Source organism: Pseudomonas sp. M20 (assembly GCF_045037865.1).
In the GTDB taxonomy this organism is placed as follows: Bacteria; Pseudomonadota; Gammaproteobacteria; order Pseudomonadales; family Pseudomonadaceae; genus Aquipseudomonas.
Window position 1 is genome coordinate 4,459,576 of record NZ_CP173611.1, and the last position, 24,181, is coordinate 4,483,756.

Consider the following 24,181-nt stretch of genomic DNA (forward strand, 5'->3'; position numbering starts at 1 on the left):
CCTGAGTACTGCGGAGGCCAGGATTGCGGATTGACCTGATCATTTGGGGAAAACCTCCTGCAATCGCGGCGCTATTCTTTCCAGCGGACGTATTTCTACGGCGGCATCAATGGCCGCAGCGGCTTTGGGCATGCCGTACACCGCACTGCTTTGCTGATCCTGCGCGATGGTCAAGTAGCCCTGTTGGCGCATGAGCTTAAGCCCTTGCGCGCCGTCGCGTCCCATCCCGGTCAATAAAACCCCGACAGCGTCGCCAGTCCAATAACTGGCGACACTTTCGAAAAACACGTCGATCGAGGGACGGTAGATCTCGTTGACCGGCTCGGCGGTGTAGGCCAGCGTACCGTTTTTCAACAAGCGAATATGGTGGTTGGTGCCGGCCAGCAGTACGGCGCCAGCCTGCGGCGGTTCGCCTTCACGGGCCAGTCGTACATCGAGGCCGCTGGCGCTGGCCAGCCATTCTGCCATGCCGGCGGCGAATACCTGATCGACGTGCTGCACCAGCACAATCGCCGCCGAGAAATCCTTCGGCAAGCCTTTGAGCAACACCTCCAGCGCCGCCGGCCCACCTGCCGATGAGCCGATCGCCACCAATCGCTGGCGCGAACCCGAACTGCGCGGAGGCGTCGGCGCGGGACGTGAGCGCGGCGCTTTGTCGCCAATCAGCCAGCCGATGTTGAGGATCTTGCGCAACAGTGGCGCGGCGGCGTCCCGAGCGTCGCCAGCACCGAGTGCCGGTGTATCGACCACATCCAGCGCGCCGTGGCCCATGGCTTCGAAGACCCGGTGCACGTTCTGCTGGCGGTCGACGGTCACAATGACAATGGCACACGGGGTTTCGGCCATGATCCGGCGGGTGGCTTCGACGCCGTCCATCACCGGCATGATCAGATCCATGAGGATCAGATCCGGGGTGTTTTCGGCGCACAGTTGCACCGCCTCGGCGCCGTTGCGGGCGACCCAGACCACCTGATGCGCCGGCTCGAAGGCCAACGCCCGGCGCAGTGCCTCCACCGCCATGGGCATGTCGTTGACGATTGCGATCTTCATGCCCGCGCTCCTCCGATCAGCTCGACCACTGCGTCGAGCAGGGCGTCGTCATGAAAACTGGCTTTGGCTAAATAATAGTCCGCCCCGGCGTCCAGGCCACGGCGGCGATCCTCTTCACGATCCTTGTACGACACGACCATTACCGGCAGCGACTGCAGACGGTTGTCGCGACGCAGCAACGTGACCAGTTCAATGCCGTCCATGCGCGGCATGTCGATGTCGGTGATCAGCAAATCGAAGTCCTCCGAACGCAGCGCGTTCCAACCGTCCATGCCGTCCACCGCCACCGCGACGTCGTAGCCGCGATTGAGCAGCAGCTTGCGTTGCAGCTCGCGCACCGTCAGCGAGTCGTCGACCACCAACACCCGTTTACGCGCTGCCTCAGCAGCCTGATTGCCGTGGCGGGCGATGCGTTCCAAGCGTCCGGTATTGAGCAGTTTATCCACCGACCGCAGCATGTCTTCGACATCGACGATCAGCACCACCGAGCCGTCGTCGAGCAAAGCTCCGGCGGAGATGTCTTGCACTTTGCCCAGCCGCTCATCGAGTGGCAACACCACCAGGGTGCGCTCGCCAATGAAGCGCTCCACGGCAACGCCATAAATCGCATCGCGCTCACGGATCACCACAACTTTGAGGGTTTCGCCGCTGCTCTGACTGGCCGGACGGTTAAGCAACTGACTGGCAGCAACCAACCCGACGTGCTGGTCTTCATGCCAGAAATGCTGACGGCCCTCGACCTGCACGATGTCTTCCGGGGCCAGATCGCACATGCGCTCGATGTGCGCCAGTGGGAACGCGTAGGCCTCTTCGCCGACTTCCACGACGAGGCTGCGCACCACCGACAAGGTCAGCGGCACTTCCAGATGGAAGCGACTGCCCTCGCCCGCTGCCTGCTCCAGCACCACGGCACCGCGCAACTGGCGAACCATGTGTTGAACAGCATCGAGGCCGACGCCGCGCCCAGACACTTCAGTGACGGTGTCGCGCAGGCTGAAGCCGGGCAGGAACAGGAAGGTCAGCAGTTCCTCTTCGCTCAACTGCGCGGCGGTTTCCGCTGGGGATAACTGCCGTTCGATGATGCTGCGACGAACCTTTTCCAGATCGACGCCGTTGCCGTCATCGCTCAATTCCAGAACCAGCAGTCCGGCCTGATGTGAAGCCCGCAGGCGGATCAGGCCTTCTTCGGGTTTGCCCTTGAGCAAACGTTGCTCCGGGGTTTCGATGCCGTGATCGACGGCATTGCGCAGCAAATGCGTCAGCGGCGCTTCGAGCTTTTCCAGCACATCACGGTCGACCTGGGTTTTTTCGCCCTCGATCTCCAGCCGTACCTGTTTGCCAAGGCTGCGGCCCAGATCACGGACCATGCGCACTTGACCGGTGAGGACGTCGGCGAAGGGCCGCATACGACAGGCCAACGCCGTGTCGTAGAGCACTTGCGCGCGCTGGCTGGCCTGCCAGGCGAATTCGTCGAGTTCGGCGTTTTTCTCGCTCAGCAGTTGCTGGGATTCGGCGAGCAAACGCCGCGCGTCTTCCAACGCTTCCAGCGCTTCAAGGCTCAGCGCGTGTTCTTTGAGATGGACGTTGAGGTTTTCCAGCGCTCGCAGACCGTTGTTCTGCATACGCTTGAGGCGTTGCATGGTCGCCAGATGCGGTTTGAGGCGCTGGGTTTCCACCAGCGATTTGCTCGACAGATCGAGCAGGCTGTTCAGGCGCTCGGCGGTTACGCGCAAGACGCGTTCGCCACCTTCGGTGGTGCGTTTGTTTTTGCGTGGCGCCGGTTCCGAGGTTTCGACTGGGGCTTCCATGATCGGAGCCAGCGCAGGTTCAAACACCGGCGGCGCGTCAAGTTGCAACTCGGCCATCGACGGTGCAATCAGCGTTGCCGGCGGTGTCGACGGATCGAGCAAACTCGCCATCAACGCCACGTAAGCGTCGATATCACTCGGCTGCGGCGCATTCGTCGGCGTCGCAATGCGCATGAGCAAATCGGTACCCTGTAACAACGCATCGATATGCTCGGGCCGCAGCAACAAGCGTCCTTCCTGTGCGCTGACCAGGCAATCCTCCATGACGTGAGCGACGCTGACGCCGCTGTCGATGCCGACAATCCGCGCCGCCCCTTTAAGCGAGTGCGCGGCGCGCATGCACGATTCCAGTTGATCGGCCTGGGTCGGGTTGCGCTCGAGTGTCAGCAGCCCGGCGCTGAGTACTTGGGTCTGCGCTTCGGCTTCGAGACTGAACAATTCAAGCAGCGAGGCGTCGCGCATTTGCTCGGGGGTCATGTGAGGCTCCGGGTCACGGCGGACAGCAGCTGTTCTTCATCCAGCCAACGCAGGCTGCGCCCCCGATATTGCAGAACACCACGGGTGTATTTGGCGCTGGCCTGCGCCCCGGATTGCGACGCTGCATCGAGGATGCGCTCGTCGATGGCATGAATCCCGTCAACTTCATCCACCGGCACCACCACCGGCCCGCCATGGGCGGCGATGATCAACATGCGCGGCATGATTCGCACTCCTGTGGCCGGCACGGCATTGCCATCCAGATCGAGCAGCTCGACCAGCGAAAGGCACGCCACCAGCGCGCCGCGCACATTGGCCACGCCGAGCAAGGCCCGCGAACGCTGGTGAGGCAGCGAGTGAATCGCTTGCAGCGGCGCCACTTCAACGAGACTGCGCGTCGCCAGCCCCAGCCATTCTTCGCCGAGACGGAACATCAGCAACGAGCGGGTTTTCACATCGCTTTCTACGGCAGTCGCCACCGGGTCGCGCTCATCCTGCTGCAACGCATAACGATCAAGCAGGCGCGTGGCGGCGGCGGAATACACCGAGCAATTGCGGCAATGAATGTGGTCTTCAAGCAGCGGACAGGACTTGTCGCCATGAATGCCGATGCGGTTCCAGCAATCGTCGATGGCCCGGGCGTCTTCGTGGGTGACGTTCAAGGTGTCGGACGGGATCATCGTTTACGCTCACTTTCGGCGGTGCGGCCACTGCGGGCGGCGCGCTCCTGCAATCGTCTGGCACCCACCGTGTCGCCGTGGGCCTGCAGCAGCGCAGCCAGGTGCATCAACGCTTCGGGATGTTGCGGTTCGAGGTACAACGCTTTGCGATAGCAGCCTTGGGCTTCGAGGGTCAGGCCGGCGACATCGCTGAGCAGACCGAGCCAGTAAAATACCTGAGCCACCGGTTCGTGGCTGCGCAAATACTGTTCGCACGCGGCGCGGGCTTCGGCACTTTTGCCTTCGTTGGCCAGCGCGGCGATGTTGGCCAGCAGGGTCGCCGCGTCCGGGTTGGCGCTTTTGCTGGCGGTCGGCAGTGGCGTCACGGCGGCAAACGGTCGCTGACGCAGCACCGGTGGCGGCATGCTGCGTGGCGGTTGACTGACAGGCACCGCCACGGGTTTAGGTGTCGGCAACGGCTCGGGGTGCGGATCGCTGTGGCGACTGAACGCGAAGGATTGCGGGATACCGATCGAACGCATGCCCAAACGCCCGAGCAAACTGCCTTCTGCCGGGCCGATAAACAGCACGCCATCGAAATGGGTCAGGCGCTTGAGCACCTCGAACACCTGCTTCTGCGTCGGCTGATCGAAATAGATCAGCAGGTTGCGGCAGAACACGAAATCGAACGCCGGCTCGCTGGCCAGCAGCGTCGGATCGAGCACATTGCCGACCTGCAAACGCACTTGCTCACGCACATCGTCATTGACTCGATGGCCTTCCTGCTCAGCCGTGAAATGCCGGTCGCGAAAGTCCAGATCCTGACCGCGAAACGAATTCTTGCCGTACAGCGCGCGCCGCGCCTTCTCCACCGACAGCGGACTGACGTCCATGCCATCGACCTTGAACTGATGCGGCTTGAGCCCGGCATCGAGCAAGGCCATGGCAATCGAATAGGGTTCTTCGCCCGTGGAACACGGCAAACTGAGGATGCGCAGCGCACGCATATTGTTCAGTTCGCCAAGACGTTTACGCGCCAGTTTGCCCAGCGTCGCGAAGGATTCCGGATAGCGGAAAAACCAGGTTTCCGGGACGATCACCGCCTCGATCAGCGCTTGCTGTTCTTCCCGCGAGCCTTGCAGCAACAGCCAATACTCATCGGCATGCGCCGCTTGCGAAAGTGTCGTGCGCTGGCGCACTGCGCGCTCAATGATCGCCGGCCCCACCGAGGTCACATCGAGGCCGATGCGTTCCTTGAGAAAGTCGAAAAAGCGCTGATCGCTGCTCATGCCGGCGCCTCAAGCTGCGCCGGACTCAGCGGCGGATCGGGGAATAGCAAGGCGCGCACCGCGTCATCGAGCAAGTCATTGACCCGCACCCATTGCACCAATCCCTGGGCATCTTCGCGAACCGGGCCGAGGTAAGGCGCCTCGCGGTTGTCGAGGCCGTAAGGCTGAAACTCGTGCGGATGGCAACGCAGGGTGTCGGTGGCTTGTTCGAGAATCAGTCCGAGCCATTGCGCGGGTTGCGTTTCATCCGGCCGATAATTGACCAATACCAGACGGGTGCTGGTGCGCGCCTCGGCAGGATGGCCAAAGGTCAATGCGCTGAGATCGATCACCGGCACCACAGCACCGCGATAGGCAAACACCCCGGCGACCCATTGCGGTGCCCGCGCGATCGGCTTGAGCGGCAGGCGCGGCAACACTTCCGCGACTTCGGTGGCGCGCAGGGCGTAACGCTCGCTGCCGATACGAAACAGCAGGAACAATGCCGGCTTCGCCACCTGCGCGGCGCCGCGTTTGGCGATGATTTCGCTCATCAGACTTTGAATCGCGAAACGCCGCTGCGCAGCCCGACGGCCACCTGGCTCAGTTCGTCGATGGCGAAACTGGCCTGACGCAGCGACTCGACGGTCTGGCTGCTGGCATCGCCCAACTGCACCAGCGCGTGGTTGATCTGCTCGGCGCCGGTGGCCTGCGCCTGCATGCCTTCGTTGACCATCAACACCCGCGGCGCCAGTGCCTGCACCTGATGGATGATCTGCGACAGTTGCTCGCCGACCTGCTGCACTTCGGACATGCCACGGCGCACTTCTTCGGAGAACTTGTCCATGCCCATCACACCTGCCGACACCGCCGACTGGATCTCGCGAACCATTTGCTCGATATCGTAAGTGGCGACAGCGGTCTGATCCGCCAGACGTCGCACCTCGGTGGCGACCACGGCAAAACCGCGGCCGTATTCACCGGCCTTCTCGGCTTCGATTGCCGCGTTGAGCGACAGCAGGTTGGTCTGGTCGGCAACCTTGACGATGGTCACCACCACTTGGTTGATGTTGCCGGCCTTCTCGTTAAGGATCGCCAGTTTGGCATTGACCAGATCGGCCGCGCCCATTACCGAGTGCATGGTGTCTTCCATCCGCGCCAAGCCTTGCTGGCCTGAGCCGGCCAGCACCGAGGCCTGATCGGCAGCGGTGGAGACTTCGGTCATGGTGCGCACCAGATCGCGCGACGTGGCGGCGATCTCACGGGACGTTGCGCCGATTTCGGTGGTGGTCGCTGCGGTTTCGGTAGCGGTGGCTTGCTGTTGCTTGGAGGTGGCGGCAATTTCAGTCACCGAGGTGGTCACCTGCACCGAGGAGCGCTGGGCTTGTGAAACCAGTGCAGTCAGCTCGGTCATCATGTCGTTGAAGCCGGTTTCGACGGCGCCGAACTCGTCCTTGCGCTCAAGGTTCAGGCGCGAACTGAGGTCACCGGTGCGCATGGTGTCGAGGATCTGCACAATGCGGTTCATCGGCGCCATGATTGCGCGCATCAACAACAGACCGCACAGGCCGGCGGCCAGGACGGCGACCAACAGGGAAATGAACATGCTGACTTTGGCTGCGGCCACGGCATCGTCGATATTGTTCATGGCCTGGTCGGCGACTCTCTTGTTTTCGCCGATGATGTCGTTGAGTTTCATGCGCCCGGAATACCAGGCGGGTGTGAGCTTTTCGTGGAACATCTTCACCGCATCCGCTTCCAGATTGCGCTTGTGCAAGTCCAGCACGGCATCCTGAATCTGGAGGTAGGCGTCGTGATATTTCTCGAAGGCGGCGAACTCGAGACGATCCTCGTCGGTCGCCATGGTCTTGCGATAGTTCTCCATCTGCTCTTGCAAACGCGCCTCGAACGCCTTGTAGTCCGCCGCGTCCTCGCTGGAGATCCCCTCGCCGCCCTTGAGCCCGAGCAATTCTTGCGTCTGCAGATAGCTGTCGACCCAGGCGCCACGGATCATCGAGCTGTAATAGACGCCGGGAATCGCGTCATCACGCACGCTGTTTTCACTGGTTTCAATCTTCAACAGTCGCGAATAAGAGACGACGACCATCAGCAACATGATGGCGATAATCACCGCAAAGCTCGCCAAAATGCGTTGGCGCAACGTCCAGTTCTTCACAGTGATTCCTCGTGCCTGATCGAAATGCGGGGAGTATAGCCGAGGGCGGTGTTTCATTTATAAGACGCTTTGTAACCTTCGGGCCTGTACGCGTTGGTCGGCGGGAGGGCTCTGGGGTGGGACTGTCCGACAATTGCGGGTGGGCGTGGCACTGGGGTAATCGCAAAAAGGGGCGATGGATCGGCCATTGCCGCCGGTGTGCGGCGGAAAATGCCTCGCGAGCAAGCTCGCTTGTATGGTAGGACTTGAAGGGAGGAGGAGGGACAAGGCTCGATTCTGACTGTTAGCGCAGTACAGACCGTGGGAGATTTCACCCTCCTCCTTTCACCCAAGCGCCGATAAAGAATGCATCTGGCCTAGACCGACGATAGGAACAAGCCTGCGCCTCTGGGTGAACCCTTCAAGTGTTCAAACCTTAGCCCGGAGGATTTCTCATGGCAATGCCCGTCGCTACTACTCAGTCGATCATCGGGGTTGATGTCGCCAAGGATGAACTGGTGATTTATTGCGCCGAATCAGATCATCTCGAGACAATCTCTAACACCAAAGCAGCAATCAAAAAATGGCTCAAAACTGTAGCCAAGCCAGTGGCAATCGCCATCGAAGCCACCAATATCTATCACCAGGAATTTGCTGATCTGGCGCATGCCGATGGGTGCGTGATCTATATGGTTGGCGGTTATGAGCTCAGCCATTACCGCAAAGGCGTGAACGTTCGCGCGAAGACTGATGCGCTGGATGCCCGATTACTGGCCCGTTATCTCACAAACGAAGGGGACCACTTACGCCCTTGGACACCGCCGTCGCCCTTGTATTGCCGGCTCATCAGTCTTTTCCGGCGCCGTGCGGCTCTGGTCCAGGCTCGTGTCAGCCTCAAGCAGAGCTGGGAGAATGAGCCGTTGCTCAAAACCGCTTTCAAAAATCAGATAAACGCCATGCAAAGACTGGAAATCCTGCTGGAGAAAACGATCCTGACGCAGATAGACGAAGCCGATTTAGGTGCTCAGCTCAAGCGTTGCATGAAGGTAGAAGGCATCGGTACGTTGACCGGTGCCCGCTTGCTCGCATCCTTTCAGCGTGGGGACTTCAAGAATGCCGACGCTTTCATCGCCTTTCTAGGCCTGGATCTGCGCATATCTGACTCAGGCAAAAAGAAAGGCCGTCGCTGCCTGACCAAACGAGGCGACTCAGAGGCGCGTCGGTTGCTGCACAACGCTGCAATGGCGGCGAGCCGAACCTCGGCGTGGAAAGGATTTTATGAGGCTTTGAGAGAGCGCGGACTGAGCACTACCCAAGCACTGGTTGCACTAGCCCGCAAGCTTGCGCGGGTGGTATTTGCTCTGTTGAAAAACCAGAGCGAATACTCACCTAAAGCCGTTTAGGGGCTAGGCATGAACCATAGAATCTCCCACATTGGAACGCAATACCCTGTGGGAGCGAGCTTGCTCGCGAAGGGGGTCAGCCGGGTTTACGCCGATGCGATGCGCACCTGCTTCTCCAACTCCACCTTCAACCCCGGCTCCAGCTTCAACTGCCGCGCCAGTTCATCCAGATAGCTTTTCTCCATGAAGTTCTCCTCATCCACCAACATCACACTGGCGATGTACATCTCCGCTGCCATCTCCGGCGTGCTCGCGGCCCGGGCGACGTCGGTCGGGTCGAGGGGTTTGTTGAGTTCGGCGTGCAGCCAGTGCTGCAGCTCCTGATCGTTGTCGAGCTTGGTGAATTCGCCCTCGATCAGTTGACGTTCGCGGTCATCGATATGGCCGTCAGCTTTGGCGGCAGCGACCAAGGCTTTGAGGATGGCCTGACTGTGTTGCTCGGCTTGCGCCGGTGGCAAGCGGTCGAGGGTTTGCGGTTCGGTTTGCGGTGCGGTGCCTTTCTGGGCGTTGTAGTTGCCGTAGGCTTTGTAGGCCAGTACGCCAAGCGCTGCGAGCCCGCCGTAGATCGCAACTTTGCCGCCGACCTTGCGCACTTTCTTGTTACCAAGCAGCAGTCCCATCGCGCCAGCCGCCAATGCACCGCCACCCGCACCTGACAGCAGACTGCCGAGGCCACCGGAGCCAGACGCGCCGCCGAGCAAACCGCCCAAGCCACCGCCAGCCGTTTTGTTCTGCGCTCCGCCAGCCTTGTTCTGCAAAAGATCCTGGCCCGATTTGAGTAGCTGATCGAGCAATCCACGGGTGTTCATGTCACGCCTCCAAACTAGGGGTATCCGGCTCTATAAGGCCTTCAGCCTAGTTCGAAAGTGCCCACGACCTGCCAGTGAGTGTGCTTCCAGATATTGCTGCTTTTCCTCGCGCACCATAAATTGAAAAAGCCCACCCACTGTGTTCAGTCATTAAGGCGTCAGTACAAAATCGTCAAACACCCAGGCAACGTTACCTCGTGCGACAAGCTCCAATCTCTTGATATTCAACCCTGAGAATTCAATAACTCTGTATGGCCTATCGAGTCTGACTTGTCCGAGAGAGCGGCCGTCGTTGTCATAAAAGTGAATATCGGCATAAGTATTCAGTGGTTGATTTGCAAGGAATTTGAAGCTCACCTTTTGGCATGGACGAATGAATGTAATCTCTGCTCTCTCTTGCCCCACGACATACCAGTGAAGCTGTTGGTCCGGCACACCACTGCCTATTTGACCAAATGTATAGAAAGCCGGATTAGCCGGCCAAACCGCAGTCGACAACAGTTTGAAGGTAAGAACCGGCGTCACCAGGATCTCACCGGGGCGGTTGATCGTCCGCGAAAGCTCATTATCAAAATTCTCGGTCAACAATGTCTTGACCGTATAGATCCTCTTCGGAAACTTCACGATCTGCTTGCCATCGGGGCTGCCCGAATAATTCACGCTAATACCAATGCTCAACTGGCTTGCGTCACCCAGCGTGAAAAGCCAATCCAACGGTATTGAACGGCTCAGCCCTGAAGTTGGAGCGAGAATCCCCGCGTCCTCGAAACTCGTCGCTTTACCCTCTCGGTCTGTACCGCTGTAGATAAACGAAACCAGTTGGTTTTTGACCTGATGGGGCCACTGGCTGACCTCCAGAAGCGTTTGCATGTGCAGTTGCGTGACGTCCAGATCGCCGCCATGCGCATCACCGATGATCGGGGTCGGCAGGTCAGGATGGTAGTCCGTAATAGGCCCGATAGTGGCCGACAGAATTGGCGAAGTCTGTATCGGCTTGTCACCGCGCAGGTGTACAAAACTGAGCTCCACCCGCTTGCCGAGATTCGCCGCAATGAATGCGCTATCGAGTTGAAAGTTGGCCCGACTGTAGGAGTTCAGCGGCTTGGGCTCAAAGGTTGGAGATCCCGCTCCCGCGGCGCCATTAACGATGAGGAGGAATTTTTCGTCCCGGCGCGGAAGATAACCGACGATTTCGACCCGACCCGTAGCACCTTGCAGATTGGCAGAGTCCAGTGGGTCGAGAACTCGTTTGACCGATTTGAGCAGCTGCGGTGCAAGCAACGCTGGCAACCCCTCGCCCTTTACTTTGGCAGTGGTGACTGCCGAGTTGCCGACCGAGGCGCCCTCTCTGATAAGTGTGTAGGTCACCGACACGTCACTACCAGCGATAACGCTCTTGTTCTCGATCTTTAAAATGCTCGGTTGCTTCTGCCCGAACTGGTCTTTGCCGACGGTGCCCGTGGCCGTAACGATAACGTCCGGGTTGCCTGTGACTCTTGCGGTGAAGGTGGCAAAGATCAAATCGCCAAACAGGAAACGCGGATCACTGGTGAGTACAACGATCAGCAAATCATTTGCACCGAGCTTCTCAAGTTCGATATCCGGGTCATCGTCGGGACCATCAAGGATTTCGCGCAACAAAGCCTTGGGCAATCGACTACCCGCCAAATCCACATCAATGGTTTGCACAGCCGACCAGAGTGAGTCCGGATCGGGATTGTTACCCAACTGATCGGTAACCGTATAAGAGATGTTGAATTTCGGGTGATCCCCGGCCTTATCCAAGTCTGCGCGGGTGACGCTGAAACAGACCTTGACGGGATCACTGGACCACGGATCTGGCACCTCTTCCTCTGTGACATCGTGGTAAACATCATGGCCGTTGAGGTTCAATCGAATGCGGTCAAAAGCACGGCAATACGGGTATGACACGCAGACTTGGGCACCGGCGGCAGGAAAGTCCGGGCCAACGCCGTTGCGCCAGGCGTCGGACAGAATCAATTCAAGTTCCGAATGTGCTCCGTCTCCCGGAGTGGTGTCTTGATTACCGGGACGGACCTTGTTGTATAGCACCTCCAGCGGTGGCTCGGAGGTGCCCTTGTTTTCACTGCCCCGCTTCACGGTACAGGTGATCCGGTTAACCACATCGGGAAGCAGTAACTTATGAGGAATGTGCAGTGTTACAGCATCGTCTTCGGCGAGCGTCTGCACACTGTCGATGCCGGGTTGACCATTCAGATTCAAAAACACCGTATCGCCCCGTCGCTGGTTCAGATACGGATCGAAGACGACTTTTGCGCCTTCCGGCGCCAAATCATAGATGCGCAATGGAACACCCAAATGCGCGCCTTTGACCGGTCGTGTGGCTTCTGGCAGATCAGGTGGACTCAACGCCAGCACCTGATTGTCCACCTCCATGACACCTGACATCAGCTCATCACTTTGTGGCAAACAAGTCGGAGCTACCGGTTCTGAGCTATCAGACTGCCCGGTGGGGACCGTGTCCATGTGAATCTCCTTATCGCAAATTGAACGCCAGAAATCTCTGCAATCAGTGAGCGCGATAAGGGCCAGATGGACAACTGTCAGAAATTACAGGTCGAGACCCTTTCCCGACGAATGGCAAGAGCAAACCGGCGAGTCATTTTCGGAAATCGATCCATCGACTAAAAAGATATACAGTCCGAGCCATCGATTAAATCGCCCATCGGGTATTCCCGTCATGATGACCCTGCGCCAGATCCGTCATTTCATTGCCGTGGCCGAAACCGGCTCGATCTCCGCCGCCGCGCAAACTGCATTCATTTCCCAATCAACTCTGACGTTGGCGATCCAGCAACTGGAAGAGGAAATCGGCGTCAGTCTGTTCAGCCGTCACGCCAAAGGCATGACCCTTACGCACCAAGGTCATCAATTCCTACGCCAGGCGCACCTGATTCTGGCGACCGTGGACAATGCCAAACGCAGCCTTCAGCAGAGCACTGATCAGGTTGCCGGGCAGTTGATCGTCGGCGTGACCAGTCTGGTGGCCGGTTATTACCTGGCAGATTTGCTTACCCGGTTTCAACGTGCCTACCCCAACGTCGAAATCCGCGTGATGGAAGATGAGCGCCCTTACATCGAGCATCTGCTGGTCAGTGGCGAGATCGATGTCGGCGTGTTGATCCTCTCCAACCTCGAAGATCGCCACGCTTTGCAGACCGAAGTGCTGACCCATTCGCCGCACCGCTTGTGGCTCCCTGCTCAGCATCCACTGCTGGAGCACGACAGCATCAATCTCGCCGACGTCGCCCGCGAACCGTTGATCCAACTCAACGTCGATGAAATGGATCGCAACGCCCAGCGTTTCTGGCGCGGTTCCGGGCTGCAACCGAAGATCACTCTGAGAACCGCGTCCACCGAGGCCGTGCGAAGTCTGGTCGCCGCCGGATTGGGCGTATCGATCCAACCCGACATGACTTACCGCCCATGGTCGCTGGAGGGCGACATCATCGAAGCACGGCCCATCGCCGACCTCAACCAGACGCTCGACGTCGGTCTGGCCTGGCGCCGTGGCACTGCGCGCCCCGCTCTCGTCGACCCATTCCTGACCGTAGCCCGTGAGCAACCTCACGGCGGACGCAAGCCATCTATTTAATCGAACGCTGCCTTCAGTATTTAGAATTTGTCGACCTCGGAGCCGCGCACTAGTCTTGCTGCATCTATAAGACGGCCGGCTCCCGATATCAGGGAGCAACAATGGCCACACAAGAAAAGAGATCGCGGAAAATGGCTGGCGCGCAGACCCCGATGTGTACCGCGTTGTTGATCGATGGCGAATTGGTCGCTGGGGAAGGTTTTGTCGAACCGATCCTCAACCCGGCCACCGGTGAAATCCTCACGCACATCGCCGAGGCCAGCACCGAGCAGGTCGAAACCGCCATCCTCGCCGCCCATCGCGCCTTCGCCGAGTGGTCGCGCACCACGCCGCAGCAACGCTCGAATCTGTTGCTCGACATCGCCAACGCCGTGGAAAAACACGCCGACCACCTCGCCCGCCTCGAATCGCTGAACTGCGGCAAGCCGTTGCACTTGGCGCGTCAGGACGATTTGACCGCGACCGTCGATGTGTTCCGTTTCTTCGCGGGTGCCGTGCGTTGCCAGACCGGTCAGCTCAGCGGCGAATACCTGCCGGGCTACACCAGCATGGTCCGTCGTGATCCGATTGGCGTGGTCGCCTCGATTGCGCCGTGGAATTACCCGATCATGATGGCCGCGTGGAAAATCGCCCCGGCCCTCGCCGCCGGCAACACGCTGGTGTTCAAACCGTCCGAACACACGCCGCTGTCGATCCTCGCCCTGGCGCCAGCACTGGCCGAGATCCTCCCGCGCGGGGTGATCAACATTATCTGTGGTGGTGGCGAAGGTGTTGGCAGCCATTTGGTCGGCCACGCCAAAGTACGCATGGTCTCGCTGACCGGCGATATCGTCACCGGACAGAAAATCCTTCAAGCCGCTGCGAAAACCCTGAAACGCACGCACCTCGAACTCGGCGGCAAAGCCCCGGTGATCGTCTGCAACGACGCCGACATTCAAGCCGTAGTCGAAGGCGTGCGCACTTACGGTTACTACAACGCCGGGCAGGACTGCACCGCCGCCTGCCGGATCTACGCGCAGGCCGGGATTCACGACAAATTGGTCGCTGAACTCGGCGCCGCCGTCAGCAGCCTGCGCTTCGCCGGCAAGCGTGACGCCGACAACGAGATCGGCCCGCTGATCAGCACCCGCCAGCGCGACCGCGTGGCCAGTTTCGTCGAACGCGCCCTCGGTCAGCCGCACATCGAACGCGTGACCGGTGCAGCAGTGCACTCCGGCGCCGGTTTCTACTATCAACCGACGCTGCTCGCCGGTTGCAAACAGAGCGACGAAATCGTCCAGCGCGAAGTGTTCGGCCCGGTGGTCACCGTGACCCGTTTTGACGAACTCGCACAAGCCGTCGACTGGGCCAACGACTCCGAATACGGCCTCGCCTCGTCGGTCTGGACACAGAATCTGGACAAGGCGATGCAGGTCGCCGCGCGCTTGCAGTACGGCTGCACGTGGATCAACAGCCATTTCATGCTGGTCAGCGAAATGCCCCACGGCGGGCTGAAACGCTCCGGTTACGGCAAAGACTTATCCAGTGATTCGCTGCAGGACTACAGCGTGGTGCGGCACATCATGACCCGCCACGGCCAGCATCTCTGACTACGCTAATAACAAGCCGCCAACGGCATGCTTCACCGCGTTCAAAACTGCCCCGACCATAATTTAAAGAAGAGGGTTCAACCATGTTCGTGCACAAGACCGCATTGCTCAGTGCAATCACCACGGCCCTGCTGGCCAGCGCCAGCCTGCAAGCTGCCGAGCCGCTTAAGGCTGTCGGCGCTGGCGAAGGTCAGCTGGATATCGTTGCGTGGCCGGGTTACATCGAACGTGGCGAGAGCGACAAGGCTTACGACTGGGTCACCGGTTTCGAAAAGGAAACCGGTTGCAAGGTCAATGTGAAGACCGCCGCCACCTCGGACGAAATGGTCAGCTTGATGGCCAAGGGCGGTTACGACCTGGTCACCGCGTCCGGCGATGCCTCGCTGCGGTTGATCGTCGGCAAGCGTGTGCAACCGATCAACACCGCGTTGATCCCGAACTGGAACACCCTCGACCCGCGCCTCAAAGACGCGCCGTGGTACGTGGTCAACCAGCAGACTTACGGCACCCCGTACCAGTGGGGCCCGAACGTGCTGATGTACAACACCAACGTGTTCAAGACCGCGCCGAGCAGTTGGAACGTGGTGTTCGCCGCTCAGGATCTGCCCGACGGCAAGCCGAACAAGGGCCGCGTGCAGGCGTATGACGGCCCGATTTATATCGCCGACGCGGCGCTCTATCTGAAATCGACCAAGCCTGAACTGGGCATCAAGGATCCGTATCAACTGACCGAAGATCAGTACAAAGCCGTGCTCGACCTGTTGCGCGCGCAGCAGCCGCTGATCCACCGCTACTGGCATGACACCACGGTGCAGATGAGCGACTTCAAAAACGAAGGCGTGGTGGCGTCGAGCGCGTGGCCGTATCAGGTCAACGGTTTGATGAACGAGAAGCAGCCGATTGCTTCGACCATTCCGAAAGAAGGTGCTACGGGTTGGGCTGATACCACGATGTTGCACGCCGAGGCCAAGCACCCGAATTGCGCTTACAAGTGGATGGACTGGTCGCTGAAACCGAAAGTCCAGGGTGATGTAGCGGCGTGGTTTGGTTCGTTGCCAGCGGTGCCAGCGGCGTGCAAGGAGAGCGAATTGCTCGGCGCTGAAGGTTGCAAGACCAACGGCTTCGACCAGTTCAACAAGATCGCCTTCTGGAAAACTCCGCAGGCTGAAGGTGGCAAATTTGTGCCGTATAGCCGCTGGACGCAGGACTACATCGCGATCATGGGCGGCCGCTAGCTCTCAATAACGACGCGGTCTGCTCCCTTTCCCCCTCGACCCCTTGGGGGAGAGGGCCGGGGTGAGGGGGTAGCTTTTGACCTTGCTCTTGATCTCAGAGCAACGGCCAATAAAGCCACCCTCACCCCCCGCCCTCTCCCGGAGGGAGAGGGAGCTAAAAGCAATCTCAGCGCCCTGCACACCTACTGTAGGAGCTGCCGCAGGCTGCGATCTTTTCGACGCCACACACGACTTTTTTGAAAGCCCGTTTTACCGGAGCACCGCACCATGACGCTTGCAGTCCAGTTCACCAACGTTTCCCGGCAGTTCGGCGAGGTGAAGGCCGTTGACCGGGTTTCCATCGATATCGAGGACGGCGAGTTCTTTTCCATGCTCGGCCCTTCCGGCTCGGGCAAAACCACCTGCCTGCGCCTGATCGCCGGATTCGAACAACCGAGCGCCGGCTCGATCCGTATCCACGGCGCCGAAGCGGCCGGGTTGCCGCCGTATCAACGTGACGTCAACACGGTGTTTCAGGATTACGCGCTGTTCCCGCACATGAACGTGCTCGACAATGTCGCCTACGGTTTGAAGGTCAAAGGCGTCGGCAAAACCGAACGGCATAAACGCGCCGAAGAAGCCTTGGACATGGTCGCCCTCGGCGGTTACGGCGCACGAAAACCGGTGCAGTTGTCCGGCGGTCAGCGCCAGCGTGTCGCCCTCGCCCGCGCCTTGGTCAATCGTCCGCGCGTGCTGTTGCTCGATGAGCCTTTGGGTGCGCTCGATCTGAAACTTCGCGAGCAAATGCAAAGCGAACTGAAGAAGCTGCAACGCCAACTCGGCATCACCTTCATCTTCGTCACTCACGATCAAACCGAAGCGCTGTCGATGTCCGATCGCGTCGCCGTGTTCAACAAGGGCCGCATCGAACAGGTCGACACACCGCGCAATCTGTACATGAAACCGACCACCACATTTGTCGCTGAATTCGTCGGCACCTCAAACGTGATTCGCGGCGATCTGGCCCGCGAAATCAGCGGTCATCCGCAACCGTTTTCGATTCGCCCGGAACACGTGCGTTTCGCCGAAGGCCCGCTGGCCAGCCACGAAATCGAAGTCAGCGGATTACTCCACGACATTCAGTATCAGGGCAGCGCCACGCGTTATGAATTGAAGCTGGAAAACGGTCAGACCCTGAGCATCAGCCACGCCAACAATCAGTGGATCGACAGCAGCGCCCAGCACCAGACCGGCCAGCGTCTGAGCGCGCGTTGGGCGCGGGAAGCGATGATTGCGCTGCACGACACCGTAGCGAGCGGGGTGTGACATGAGCACGCTCGCGATGACTGCATCGCCGCCATTGCGCAGGTTTTCCAACCTGCTCTACCGCAAGCCGAACCTGTATCTGTCGATGCTGCTGGTGCCGCCACTGCTGTGGTTCGGCGCGATTTATCTCGGCTCGCTGCTGGTGCTGTTGTGGCAGGGTTTCTACACCTTCGACGACTTCACCATGGCGGTCACCCCTGACCTGACGCTGGCCAATTTCGCCGCGCTGTTTCAGCCGTCGAACTTCGACATCATCCTGCGCACGCTGAGCATGGCCATCGTCGTGTCGATCGCCAGCGCCATCGTCGCGTTCCCGATCGCCTACTACATGGCGCGCTACACCACGGGCAAGACCAAGGCGTTTTTCTACATCGCGGTGATGATGCCGATGTGGGCCAGTTACATCGTCAAGGCCTATGCGTGGACGTTGCTGCTGGCCAAGGGCGGCGTGGCGCAGTGGTTCGTGCAGCACCTGGGGCTGGAGCCGGTGTTGCAGTTCATTCTGGGGATTCCCGGGGTGGGTGGCAGCACTTTGTCGACCTCGCATCTGGGGCGATTCATGGTGTTTGTTTATATCTGGCTGCCGTTCATGATTCTGCCGATTCAGGCGTCGCTGGAACGTCTGCCGCCGTCGCTGTTGCAGGCCTCCGCTGACCTTGGTGCGAAGCCGCGTCAGACCTTTATGCAGGTGATTTTGCCGCTGTCGATTCCGGGCATCGCCGCCGGTTCGATCTTCACGTTTTCGCTGACCTTGGGCGACTTCATCGTGCCGCAACTGGTCGGGCCGCCGGGCTACTTTGTCGGCAGCATGGTGTACGCGCAGCAAGGTGCGATTGGCAATATGCCGATGGCGGCGGCGTTCACGCTGGTGCCGATTGTGTTGATTGCGGTTTACCTGTCCATCGTCAAACGCCTGGGGGCTTTCGATGCGCTCTGAAAGGGCTTCAATTGGGTTGAAAATCGCAGCCTGGGGCGGGTTGGTGTTTCTGCACTTTCCGATCCTGATCATCTTCTTGTACGCCTTCAACACCGAGGAAGCCGCGTTCAGCTTTCCGCCGAAGGGCTTCACCTTGCACTGGTTCAGCGTGGCGTTTTCGCGGCCGGATGTTCTGGAGGCGATCAAGCTTTCCTTGCAGATCGCGGCCATCGCCACGTTGATTGCGATGGTGCTTGGCACGCTGGCTTCGGCAGCGCTATACCGCCGCGATTTCTTCGGCAAGCAGGGCATTTCGCTGATGCTGATTCTGCCGATTGCGCTGCCGGGAATCATCACCGGGATCGCACTGCTGGCGACGTTCAAGACGCTGGGGATCGAACCGGGGATGTTCACCATCATCGTCGGCCACGCGACCTTCTGCGTGGTGATCGTCTACAACAATGTTATCGCCCGCCTGCGCCGTACTTCACACAGCTTGATCGAGGCCTCGATGGACCTCGGCGCCGATGGCTGGCAGACCTTTCGCTACATCATCCTGCCCAACCTCGGCTCGGCGTTGCTGGCCGGCGGCATGTTGGCGTTTGCGCTGTCGTTCGACGAAATCATCGTCACCACGTTTACCGCCGGGCATGAGCGCACGTTGCCGTTGTGGCTGCTCAATCAACTGAGCCGGCCACGGGATGTGCCGGTGACCAACGTCGTCGCCATGCTGGTGATGATGGTGACCATGTTGCCGATTCTCGGCGCGTATTACCTGACGCGTGGTGGCGAGAGCGTCGCTGGTAGCGGCGGTAAATAACCGAATAACTGAAAAAACCGAATCCCGTGTAGGAGCTGCCGAAGGCTGCGATCTTTTGATCTTGATCTTCAAAGCAACATCAAAAGATCGCAGCCTTCGGCAGCTCCTACATGGGTTCGGTTTCGGCAGAACAATAAAAGCGTTAGTGAGGACAACAGACATGCAAACCAAACTCTTGATCAACGGCCAACTGGTCAACGGCGAAGGCCCGGCGCAACCGGTGCTTAACCCGGCGCGCGGCGAAGTCCTGGTAGAAATCAACGAAGCCAGCGAAGCCCAAGTCGACGCCGCCGTGCGCGCCGCCGATAACGCCTTCGCCGATTGGTCGCAAACCGCACCGAAAGACCGTTCGCTGCTGCTACTCAAACTCGCCGACGCCATCGAGGTCCACGGCGAAGAACTGGCCAAACTGGAATCCGCCAATTGCGGCAAACCCTACAGCGCCGCGCTCAACGACGAGATTCCGGCGATTGCCGACGTGTTCCGTTTCTTCGCCGGCGCCAGCCGTTGCATGAGCGGTTCGGCCGCCGGCGAATACTTGTCCGGCCACACCTCAATGATCCGCCGCGACCCGGTCGGCGTGATTGCCTCCATCGCGCCGTGGAACTACCCGCTGATGATGGTCGCCTGGAAAATCGCCCCGGCGCTGGCCGCGGGTAATACCGTGGTGCTCAAGCCGTCGGAACAAACGCCGCTGACCGCGTTGCGTCTGGTCGAACTGGCGTCGGAAATCTTCCCGGCTGGTGTACTCAATCTGGTATTTGGTCGCGGTCCTACCGTTGGCAGTCCGTTGGTTACCCATCCGAAAGTGCGCATGGTTTCGCTGACCGGCTCCATCGCCACGGGTGCCAACATCATTTCCAGCACCGCCGACAGCATCAAACGTATGCACATGGAGTTGGGCGGCAAGGCGCCGGTGATCATCTTCGACGACGCCGATATCGATGCGGCGGTGGAAGGTATTCGTACCTTCGGTTTCTACAACGCCGGGCAGGATTGCACTGCCGCGTGCCGGATCTATGCGCAGCAAGGCATCTACGACAAGTTTGTCGAGAAGCTCGGCGCGGCGGTGAGCACAATCAAATACGGCTTGCAGGATGATCCGTCGACCGAGCTGGGGCCTTTGATCACCGCGCAACATCGTGACCGTGTTGCCGGGTTTGTCGAGCGTGCTGTGGCGCAGTCACACATTCGTTTGATCACTGGTGGCAAGGCTGTTGACGGTAACGGCTTCTTCTTTGAACCGACCGTGCTGGCCGATGCCCAGCAGGACGACGAGATCGTCCGCCGCGAAGTGTTTGGGCCGGTGGTTTCCGTGACCAAGTTCACCGATGAAGCGCAGGCACTGGAATGGGCCAACGATTCGGACTACGGACTCGCGTCCTCGGTGTGGACAGCGGATGTAGGACGCGCGCATCGCATGTCGGCGCGTTTGCAGTACGGCTGCACGTGGGTGAACACGCACTTCATGCTCGTCAGCGAAATGCCCCATGGCGGTCAGAAATTGTCCGGTTACGGGAAAGACATGTCCATGTATGGGCTGGAGGACTACACCACGGTTCGGCATGTGATGTTCAAGCACTAAGTCTTTAAAAGCTTCGCGAGCAGGCTCGCTCCCACATTGAAATGCAATCCCCTGTGGGAGCGAGCCTGCTCGCGAAGGAGTCACCCCGGTTTCAGAAAGGAAACCGGGATTACGCACCACCAGGATCCCAAAACAATAACTACCGAACCGGGCGGCGCCCGCAAAGCCCCGCCACGGCCTCGGCCATCCGAAATCTGCCGATTTCACGGAGCAATCACACATGAGTTCCTCACCCGATCTCGCCACAGCCGTTGCCGACAGCGATGCCGAACAACTGCGCCAACTGGGCTACACCTCGAACTTCAACCGCAGCATGAGCCTGTGGGAAAACTTCGCTTTGGGCTTCACTTATCTGTCACCGGTCGTAGGCGTTTATACCCTCTTCGGCCTGTGCCTCACCGCCGGCGGGCCACCGATGTTCTGGGCCTACTTGCTGGTCGCTTGCGGCCAGTTGCTGGTTTGCCTGATCTTCGGCGAAGTGGTTTCGCAGTTCCCGATTTCCGGCGGTGTTTACCCTTGGGCACGCCGATTGGTCGGTAAAAAATGGGCATGGATGGTCGGCTGGATCTACTCCATCGCCCTCTGCGTCACCATCGCTGCCGTTGCCGTCGGCGCTGGCCCGTACCTGGCTGCCATGCTCGGTTTCGAGCCAAGCAACAACACCAACATCGTCATCGCCCTGGTGCTGACCCTGTTCGCCACACTGGTCAACCTCAGCGGCACCAAAGTGCTGGCGCGCATCGCCATGTTCGGCTTCCTCTGCGAACTGGTTGGCGCAGTGATCGTCGGCGTTTACCTGCTGGTGTTCGAACGCCATCAACCGCTGAGCGTGCTGTTCAACACCTTCGACATCAGCGTCGATGGCTCTTACCTGCCGGCGTTCCTCACCGCATCGCTGGCGGGGATGTTCCTCTACTACGGCTTCGAGGCCTGCGGCGACGTCGCCGAAGAAACCCCGAACCCGAGCGCGAAAATCCCGGTGGCCATGCGCATGACCATCTACATCGGCGGCATCGCGGCGATGTTCGCCTGCCTGGCGCTGATCCTCGCCGTGCCGGACATGCAAGCCGTGATCAACGGCACCGACAAAGACCCGGTCACCACCATCCTCAACAATGCCTTCGGCCCGGTCGGTTCGAAAGTGGTGATGGGCGTGGTGATGATTTCCTTCATCTCCTGCGTCATCAGCCTACAGGCCGCGGCTAGTCGTCTGCTGTACTCCTACGCTCGGGACGAAATGGTCATCGGCAGCCGACTGCTGAAAAAGATTTCTCCTACCACCCAAGTACCGGTTGCCGCACTGTTCGTGTCTGGCGTCCTGCCGGCACTGATCATCGCCCTTGGCTTCTTCCTGCAAGACGCCGTGGCCACCATCGTCAGCTTCGCCGCCATCGGCATCTACCTCGCGTTCCAGATGATCGTCCTGGCCGCGCTGTACGCCCGTAGCAAAGGCTGGAAACCCAGCGGCAAATTCACCCTCGGCGCCTGGGGCTGGCCGGTGAACATCGGCGCGCTGGTGTATGGCGTTGGCGCAATCATCAACATGGCCTGGCCACGTACGCCGGATGCGGCGTGGTACGTGAACTATGCGATGGTATTGAGCACGGCCATCGTGATTGGTTTGGGGCTGGTTTATATGTGGATTGGCAAGCCGTATGACCATGGGAAGGCGCCGGCTGGGGATGCTTGGAAGGTGAGTCGCTAAGAAGAATCACCCCGGAATCGAGATTTGATTCCGGGGTCTCCTCGAAGCACTGTCATCAATTCATCAGTACGCCATTTGATATCGGCTTTACCTCTAACAGCTTCGAAGCGATCCAGATCGATCACCTTTCTCTTTTTACCCTTCGCTTCATCTTTGCTCACAGAATTGCTTCTCCCTTTTCCCGATTGCTAACTCATAAAGGAAAATCTTCGGTGCAGGGATGGTTTAGCAGCGGAATCTAAAAAAACAGGAATTTCCTACAGACACAACCTGCCTGAAAAAGCCCCATTTCCTACGATGTGTGGCGAAAGGGTAGACTTGTCGCCGCAAGCGCCTGACCGATAGGCTTTATCCCGTCGCTGTTAATTCAGCGATCCGGGGTCGAAGCCGGAAACTGTCAAAACGGTGCTTGCATGCCCTCCATTGAACTGCGGCTTTTTCACAACTTCAGTTCTGCTTTATGGCGGGCCGTGTGGCGCGGGCCTTCCGGCTTTACCGTTTCGACAGGAAGTAACCCGACTTCGAACGCCACTCGGCTCGCCACCCAATTTTTCGAAGAATTGGTGGCGACTTTCCAACTCGAAACGGAAGTCACTACATGTCTACGCAAATCCAGAATCCACCTTCAACGCACTTCACCCCCACCGCCTTCACCCGCCACAACCGCTTCCTCCACGCCTTCATGCAAGACCACGAAGCCTGGTTCTGCGTGCAAGATCTCGGTCGCTTGATGGGTTACCCCCTGAACGAACGCCTCACCCTGAAACTCGATCCCGATCAGCGTCGCCATGTCCTTCTGCGTCGGGACGGCGAAATCATCGATTGCGCGATGGTCAGCGAGTCTGGCCTGTTCGCCCTGCTCGTCCATCACTTCGTCCCGGAAAACCGACACCTGCGACAATGGCTGAGCCATGAAGTCATCCCGATGCTGCGCGAAACCCAATCAAGCCCTGTGGAAAACCACCCGAGCTTGAGCTCAATGCATTGGGCAGGCGTTACCGTGCCGCTGCTGCACTGGCAACAGCAGGCGTGGGTCAAATGGCGGGATGTGCCGGAGTTGATGCGCGGCCAGCGGCCGTCTCCGGTTCTGAGCACTTGCAGCTAAGGCTCATAAACAAAAAACCTGTGGCGAGGAAGCTAGCTCCCTCGCCACAGGTTTAGCGCGTCCCCTCTAGCGAGTTGATTCAGATGAGTAGAACTTTTCTCAAACCTCCTCAGATTGAGGAAGTCATTCCCTGTGATGAAAGCTTTGCGATCTCTTACCTGAAACTAAACGACAATGCCGAGCTTCAGAAAGCCATTCACGTCGGCATCACCGATGCCGACGCGGGCAATTTGATTGACCTGGCCACCGTAAAAGCCAAATGGCTTTCACGGTGCCCACCCCAGCGTTAAAACCGCGAAACACTCCGCATCGCATCCACCAGATACCGCATCGCAATCCGGTCGTTCTCCGAAAGCTCCCGATATCGCTCCACCAGTTTTACTTCGTCAGAGCTGAGCCGACGCCTTTTGCGGCCGCTGCCGAGGCAGGGAAAGATGCCCAACATGTCGGTGATCCCTTGTATTTTTGCCATGGACGATGTCCTTCAATACTTCAAAGAATTGCTAAACCACCACATCGCCCTGCCCCTTACAGCAGCGCCGTGTGCCCTACCGGTCAGCACCGGTCATGCCCATAGAATAGAAATTAAATCGGCGCTGAAAAGCGGTTTTTAGAGTAATTAGTCGAAAAAAGCAGATATGCCGTGTAAATCAGA

General features: G+C 59.2%; 21 protein-coding genes. 11 read left to right on the forward strand and 10 right to left on the reverse strand.

From position 1 onward, the window contains the following. Positions 1-39: 39 nt before the first annotated feature. From ACI514_RS19900 to ACI514_RS19925, 6 genes are read right to left on the reverse strand one after another with little or no spacing between them, the layout of a single operon-like run. On the reverse strand, positions 40-1,050 hold the full coding sequence (locus tag ACI514_RS19900; RefSeq protein ID WP_160056137.1) for a chemotaxis response regulator protein-glutamate methylesterase: 1,011 nt from the start codon (positions 1,048-1,050) through the stop codon (positions 40-42). Continuing rightward, positions 1,047-3,335, reverse strand: coding sequence for a hybrid sensor histidine kinase/response regulator (locus ACI514_RS19905; protein WP_405122246.1), 2,289 nt, complete (start codon positions 3,333-3,335; stop codon positions 1,047-1,049). The genes ACI514_RS19900 and ACI514_RS19905 overlap by 4 nt, the downstream gene beginning before the upstream one ends. Beyond that, positions 3,332-4,015: a chemotaxis protein CheW gene (locus ACI514_RS19910; protein WP_405122247.1), complete on the reverse strand. Its 684-nt coding sequence runs from the start codon at positions 4,013-4,015 to the stop codon at positions 3,332-3,334. The genes ACI514_RS19905 and ACI514_RS19910 overlap by 4 nt, the downstream gene beginning before the upstream one ends. After that, the gene (locus tag ACI514_RS19915) at positions 4,012-5,283 is read right to left on the reverse strand and encodes a CheR family methyltransferase (protein WP_405122248.1); all 1,272 of its coding nucleotides are present in this window, start codon (positions 5,281-5,283) and stop codon (positions 4,012-4,014) included. Before ACI514_RS19915 ends, ACI514_RS19910 begins: the two co-directional genes overlap by 4 nt. Further along, positions 5,280-5,816 carry a chemotaxis protein CheW gene (locus ACI514_RS19920; RefSeq protein ID WP_160056131.1) on the reverse strand — a complete coding sequence of 179 codons (537 nt, stop codon included), beginning with the start codon at positions 5,814-5,816 and terminating at the stop codon, positions 5,280-5,282. Before ACI514_RS19920 ends, ACI514_RS19915 begins: the two co-directional genes overlap by 4 nt. Continuing rightward, positions 5,816-7,438 (reverse strand): methyl-accepting chemotaxis protein, encoded by a 1,623-nt coding sequence (locus ACI514_RS19925; protein WP_405122249.1) that lies wholly within the window; start codon positions 7,436-7,438, stop codon positions 5,816-5,818. Before ACI514_RS19925 ends, ACI514_RS19920 begins: the two co-directional genes overlap by 1 nt. Before the next feature lie 434 nt (positions 7,439-7,872). On the opposite strand from ACI514_RS19925, the gene ACI514_RS19930 reads away from it, so the two are divergent. Beyond that, positions 7,873-8,820: an IS110 family transposase gene (locus ACI514_RS19930; RefSeq protein ID WP_405122027.1), complete on the forward strand. Its 948-nt coding sequence runs from the start codon at positions 7,873-7,875 to the stop codon at positions 8,818-8,820. Positions 8,821-8,906: 86 nt separating this feature from the next. Here ACI514_RS19930 and ACI514_RS19935 read toward each other — a convergent pair whose 3' ends face one another. Together ACI514_RS19935 and ACI514_RS19940 are read right to left on the reverse strand one after the other, a co-directional pair. Beyond that, positions 8,907-9,629 (reverse strand): tellurite resistance TerB family protein, encoded by a 723-nt coding sequence (locus ACI514_RS19935; protein ID WP_150775853.1) that lies wholly within the window; start codon positions 9,627-9,629, stop codon positions 8,907-8,909. A gap of 150 nt (positions 9,630-9,779) precedes the next feature. Then, on the reverse strand, positions 9,780-12,137 hold the full coding sequence (locus ACI514_RS19940; protein WP_405122250.1) for a hypothetical protein: 2,358 nt from the start codon (positions 12,135-12,137) through the stop codon (positions 9,780-9,782). 214 nt (positions 12,138-12,351) lie between these two features. Between ACI514_RS19940 and ACI514_RS19945 the strand changes: the two genes are divergently transcribed. The 8 genes from ACI514_RS19945 to ACI514_RS19980 all read left to right on the forward strand — a co-directional run bounded on the left by ACI514_RS19945 (position 12,352) and on the right by ACI514_RS19980 (position 22,421). Beyond that, complete coding sequence (locus ACI514_RS19945; RefSeq protein WP_007949637.1) at positions 12,352-13,266, forward strand: LysR family transcriptional regulator; 915 nt, start codon at positions 12,352-12,354, stop codon at positions 13,264-13,266. A 131-nt stretch (positions 13,267-13,397) separates the two neighbouring features. Beyond that, positions 13,398-14,855, forward strand: coding sequence for a gamma-aminobutyraldehyde dehydrogenase (locus ACI514_RS19950; protein ID WP_405124234.1), 1,458 nt, complete (start codon positions 13,398-13,400; stop codon positions 14,853-14,855). Positions 14,856-14,938: 83 nt separating this feature from the next. After that, complete coding sequence (ydcS, locus tag ACI514_RS19955) at positions 14,939-16,090, forward strand: putative ABC transporter substrate-binding protein YdcS (RefSeq protein WP_077571276.1); 1,152 nt, start codon at positions 14,939-14,941, stop codon at positions 16,088-16,090. 267 nt (positions 16,091-16,357) lie between these two features. Next, positions 16,358-17,395 carry an ABC transporter ATP-binding protein gene (locus tag ACI514_RS19960; protein WP_405122251.1) on the forward strand — a complete coding sequence of 346 codons (1,038 nt, stop codon included), beginning with the start codon at positions 16,358-16,360 and terminating at the stop codon, positions 17,393-17,395. Positions 17,396-17,411: 16 nt separating this feature from the next. Then, on the forward strand, positions 17,412-18,332 hold the full coding sequence (locus ACI514_RS19965; protein WP_007908947.1) for an ABC transporter permease: 921 nt from the start codon (positions 17,412-17,414) through the stop codon (positions 18,330-18,332). Then, complete coding sequence (locus ACI514_RS19970; protein ID WP_160056123.1) at positions 18,322-19,131, forward strand: ABC transporter permease; 810 nt, start codon at positions 18,322-18,324, stop codon at positions 19,129-19,131. Before ACI514_RS19965 ends, ACI514_RS19970 begins: the two co-directional genes overlap by 11 nt. Positions 19,132-19,291: 160 nt before the next feature. Continuing rightward, positions 19,292-20,716: a gamma-aminobutyraldehyde dehydrogenase gene (locus tag ACI514_RS19975; protein WP_405122252.1), complete on the forward strand. Its 1,425-nt coding sequence runs from the start codon at positions 19,292-19,294 to the stop codon at positions 20,714-20,716. Between the two features lie 220 nt (positions 20,717-20,936). Next, positions 20,937-22,421 (forward strand): APC family permease, encoded by a 1,485-nt coding sequence (locus tag ACI514_RS19980; protein WP_405122253.1) that lies wholly within the window; start codon positions 20,937-20,939, stop codon positions 22,419-22,421. Here ACI514_RS19980 and ACI514_RS19985 read toward each other — a convergent pair. Further along, on the reverse strand, positions 22,418-22,582 hold the full coding sequence (locus ACI514_RS19985; protein WP_160056119.1) for a hypothetical protein: 165 nt from the start codon (positions 22,580-22,582) through the stop codon (positions 22,418-22,420). The two genes, ACI514_RS19980 and ACI514_RS19985, sit on opposite strands and share 4 nt — an antisense overlap. A 437-nt stretch (positions 22,583-23,019) precedes the next feature. On the opposite strand from ACI514_RS19985, the gene ACI514_RS19990 reads away from it, so the two are divergent. Continuing rightward, a complete protein-coding gene (locus ACI514_RS19990) occupies positions 23,020-23,526 on the forward strand; it encodes a Bro-N domain-containing protein (RefSeq protein ID WP_160056117.1) in 507 nt (168 codons plus the stop codon). 83 nt (positions 23,527-23,609) lie between these two features. Further along, positions 23,610-23,816: a hypothetical protein gene (locus tag ACI514_RS19995; protein WP_160056115.1), complete on the forward strand. Its 207-nt coding sequence runs from the start codon at positions 23,610-23,612 to the stop codon at positions 23,814-23,816. Here the strand turns inward: ACI514_RS19995 and ACI514_RS20000 are convergent. Then, positions 23,813-23,998: a hypothetical protein gene (locus ACI514_RS20000; RefSeq protein ID WP_007908956.1), complete on the reverse strand. Its 186-nt coding sequence runs from the start codon at positions 23,996-23,998 to the stop codon at positions 23,813-23,815. The two genes, ACI514_RS19995 and ACI514_RS20000, sit on opposite strands and share 4 nt — an antisense overlap. Positions 23,999-24,181: the final 183 nt, after the last annotated feature.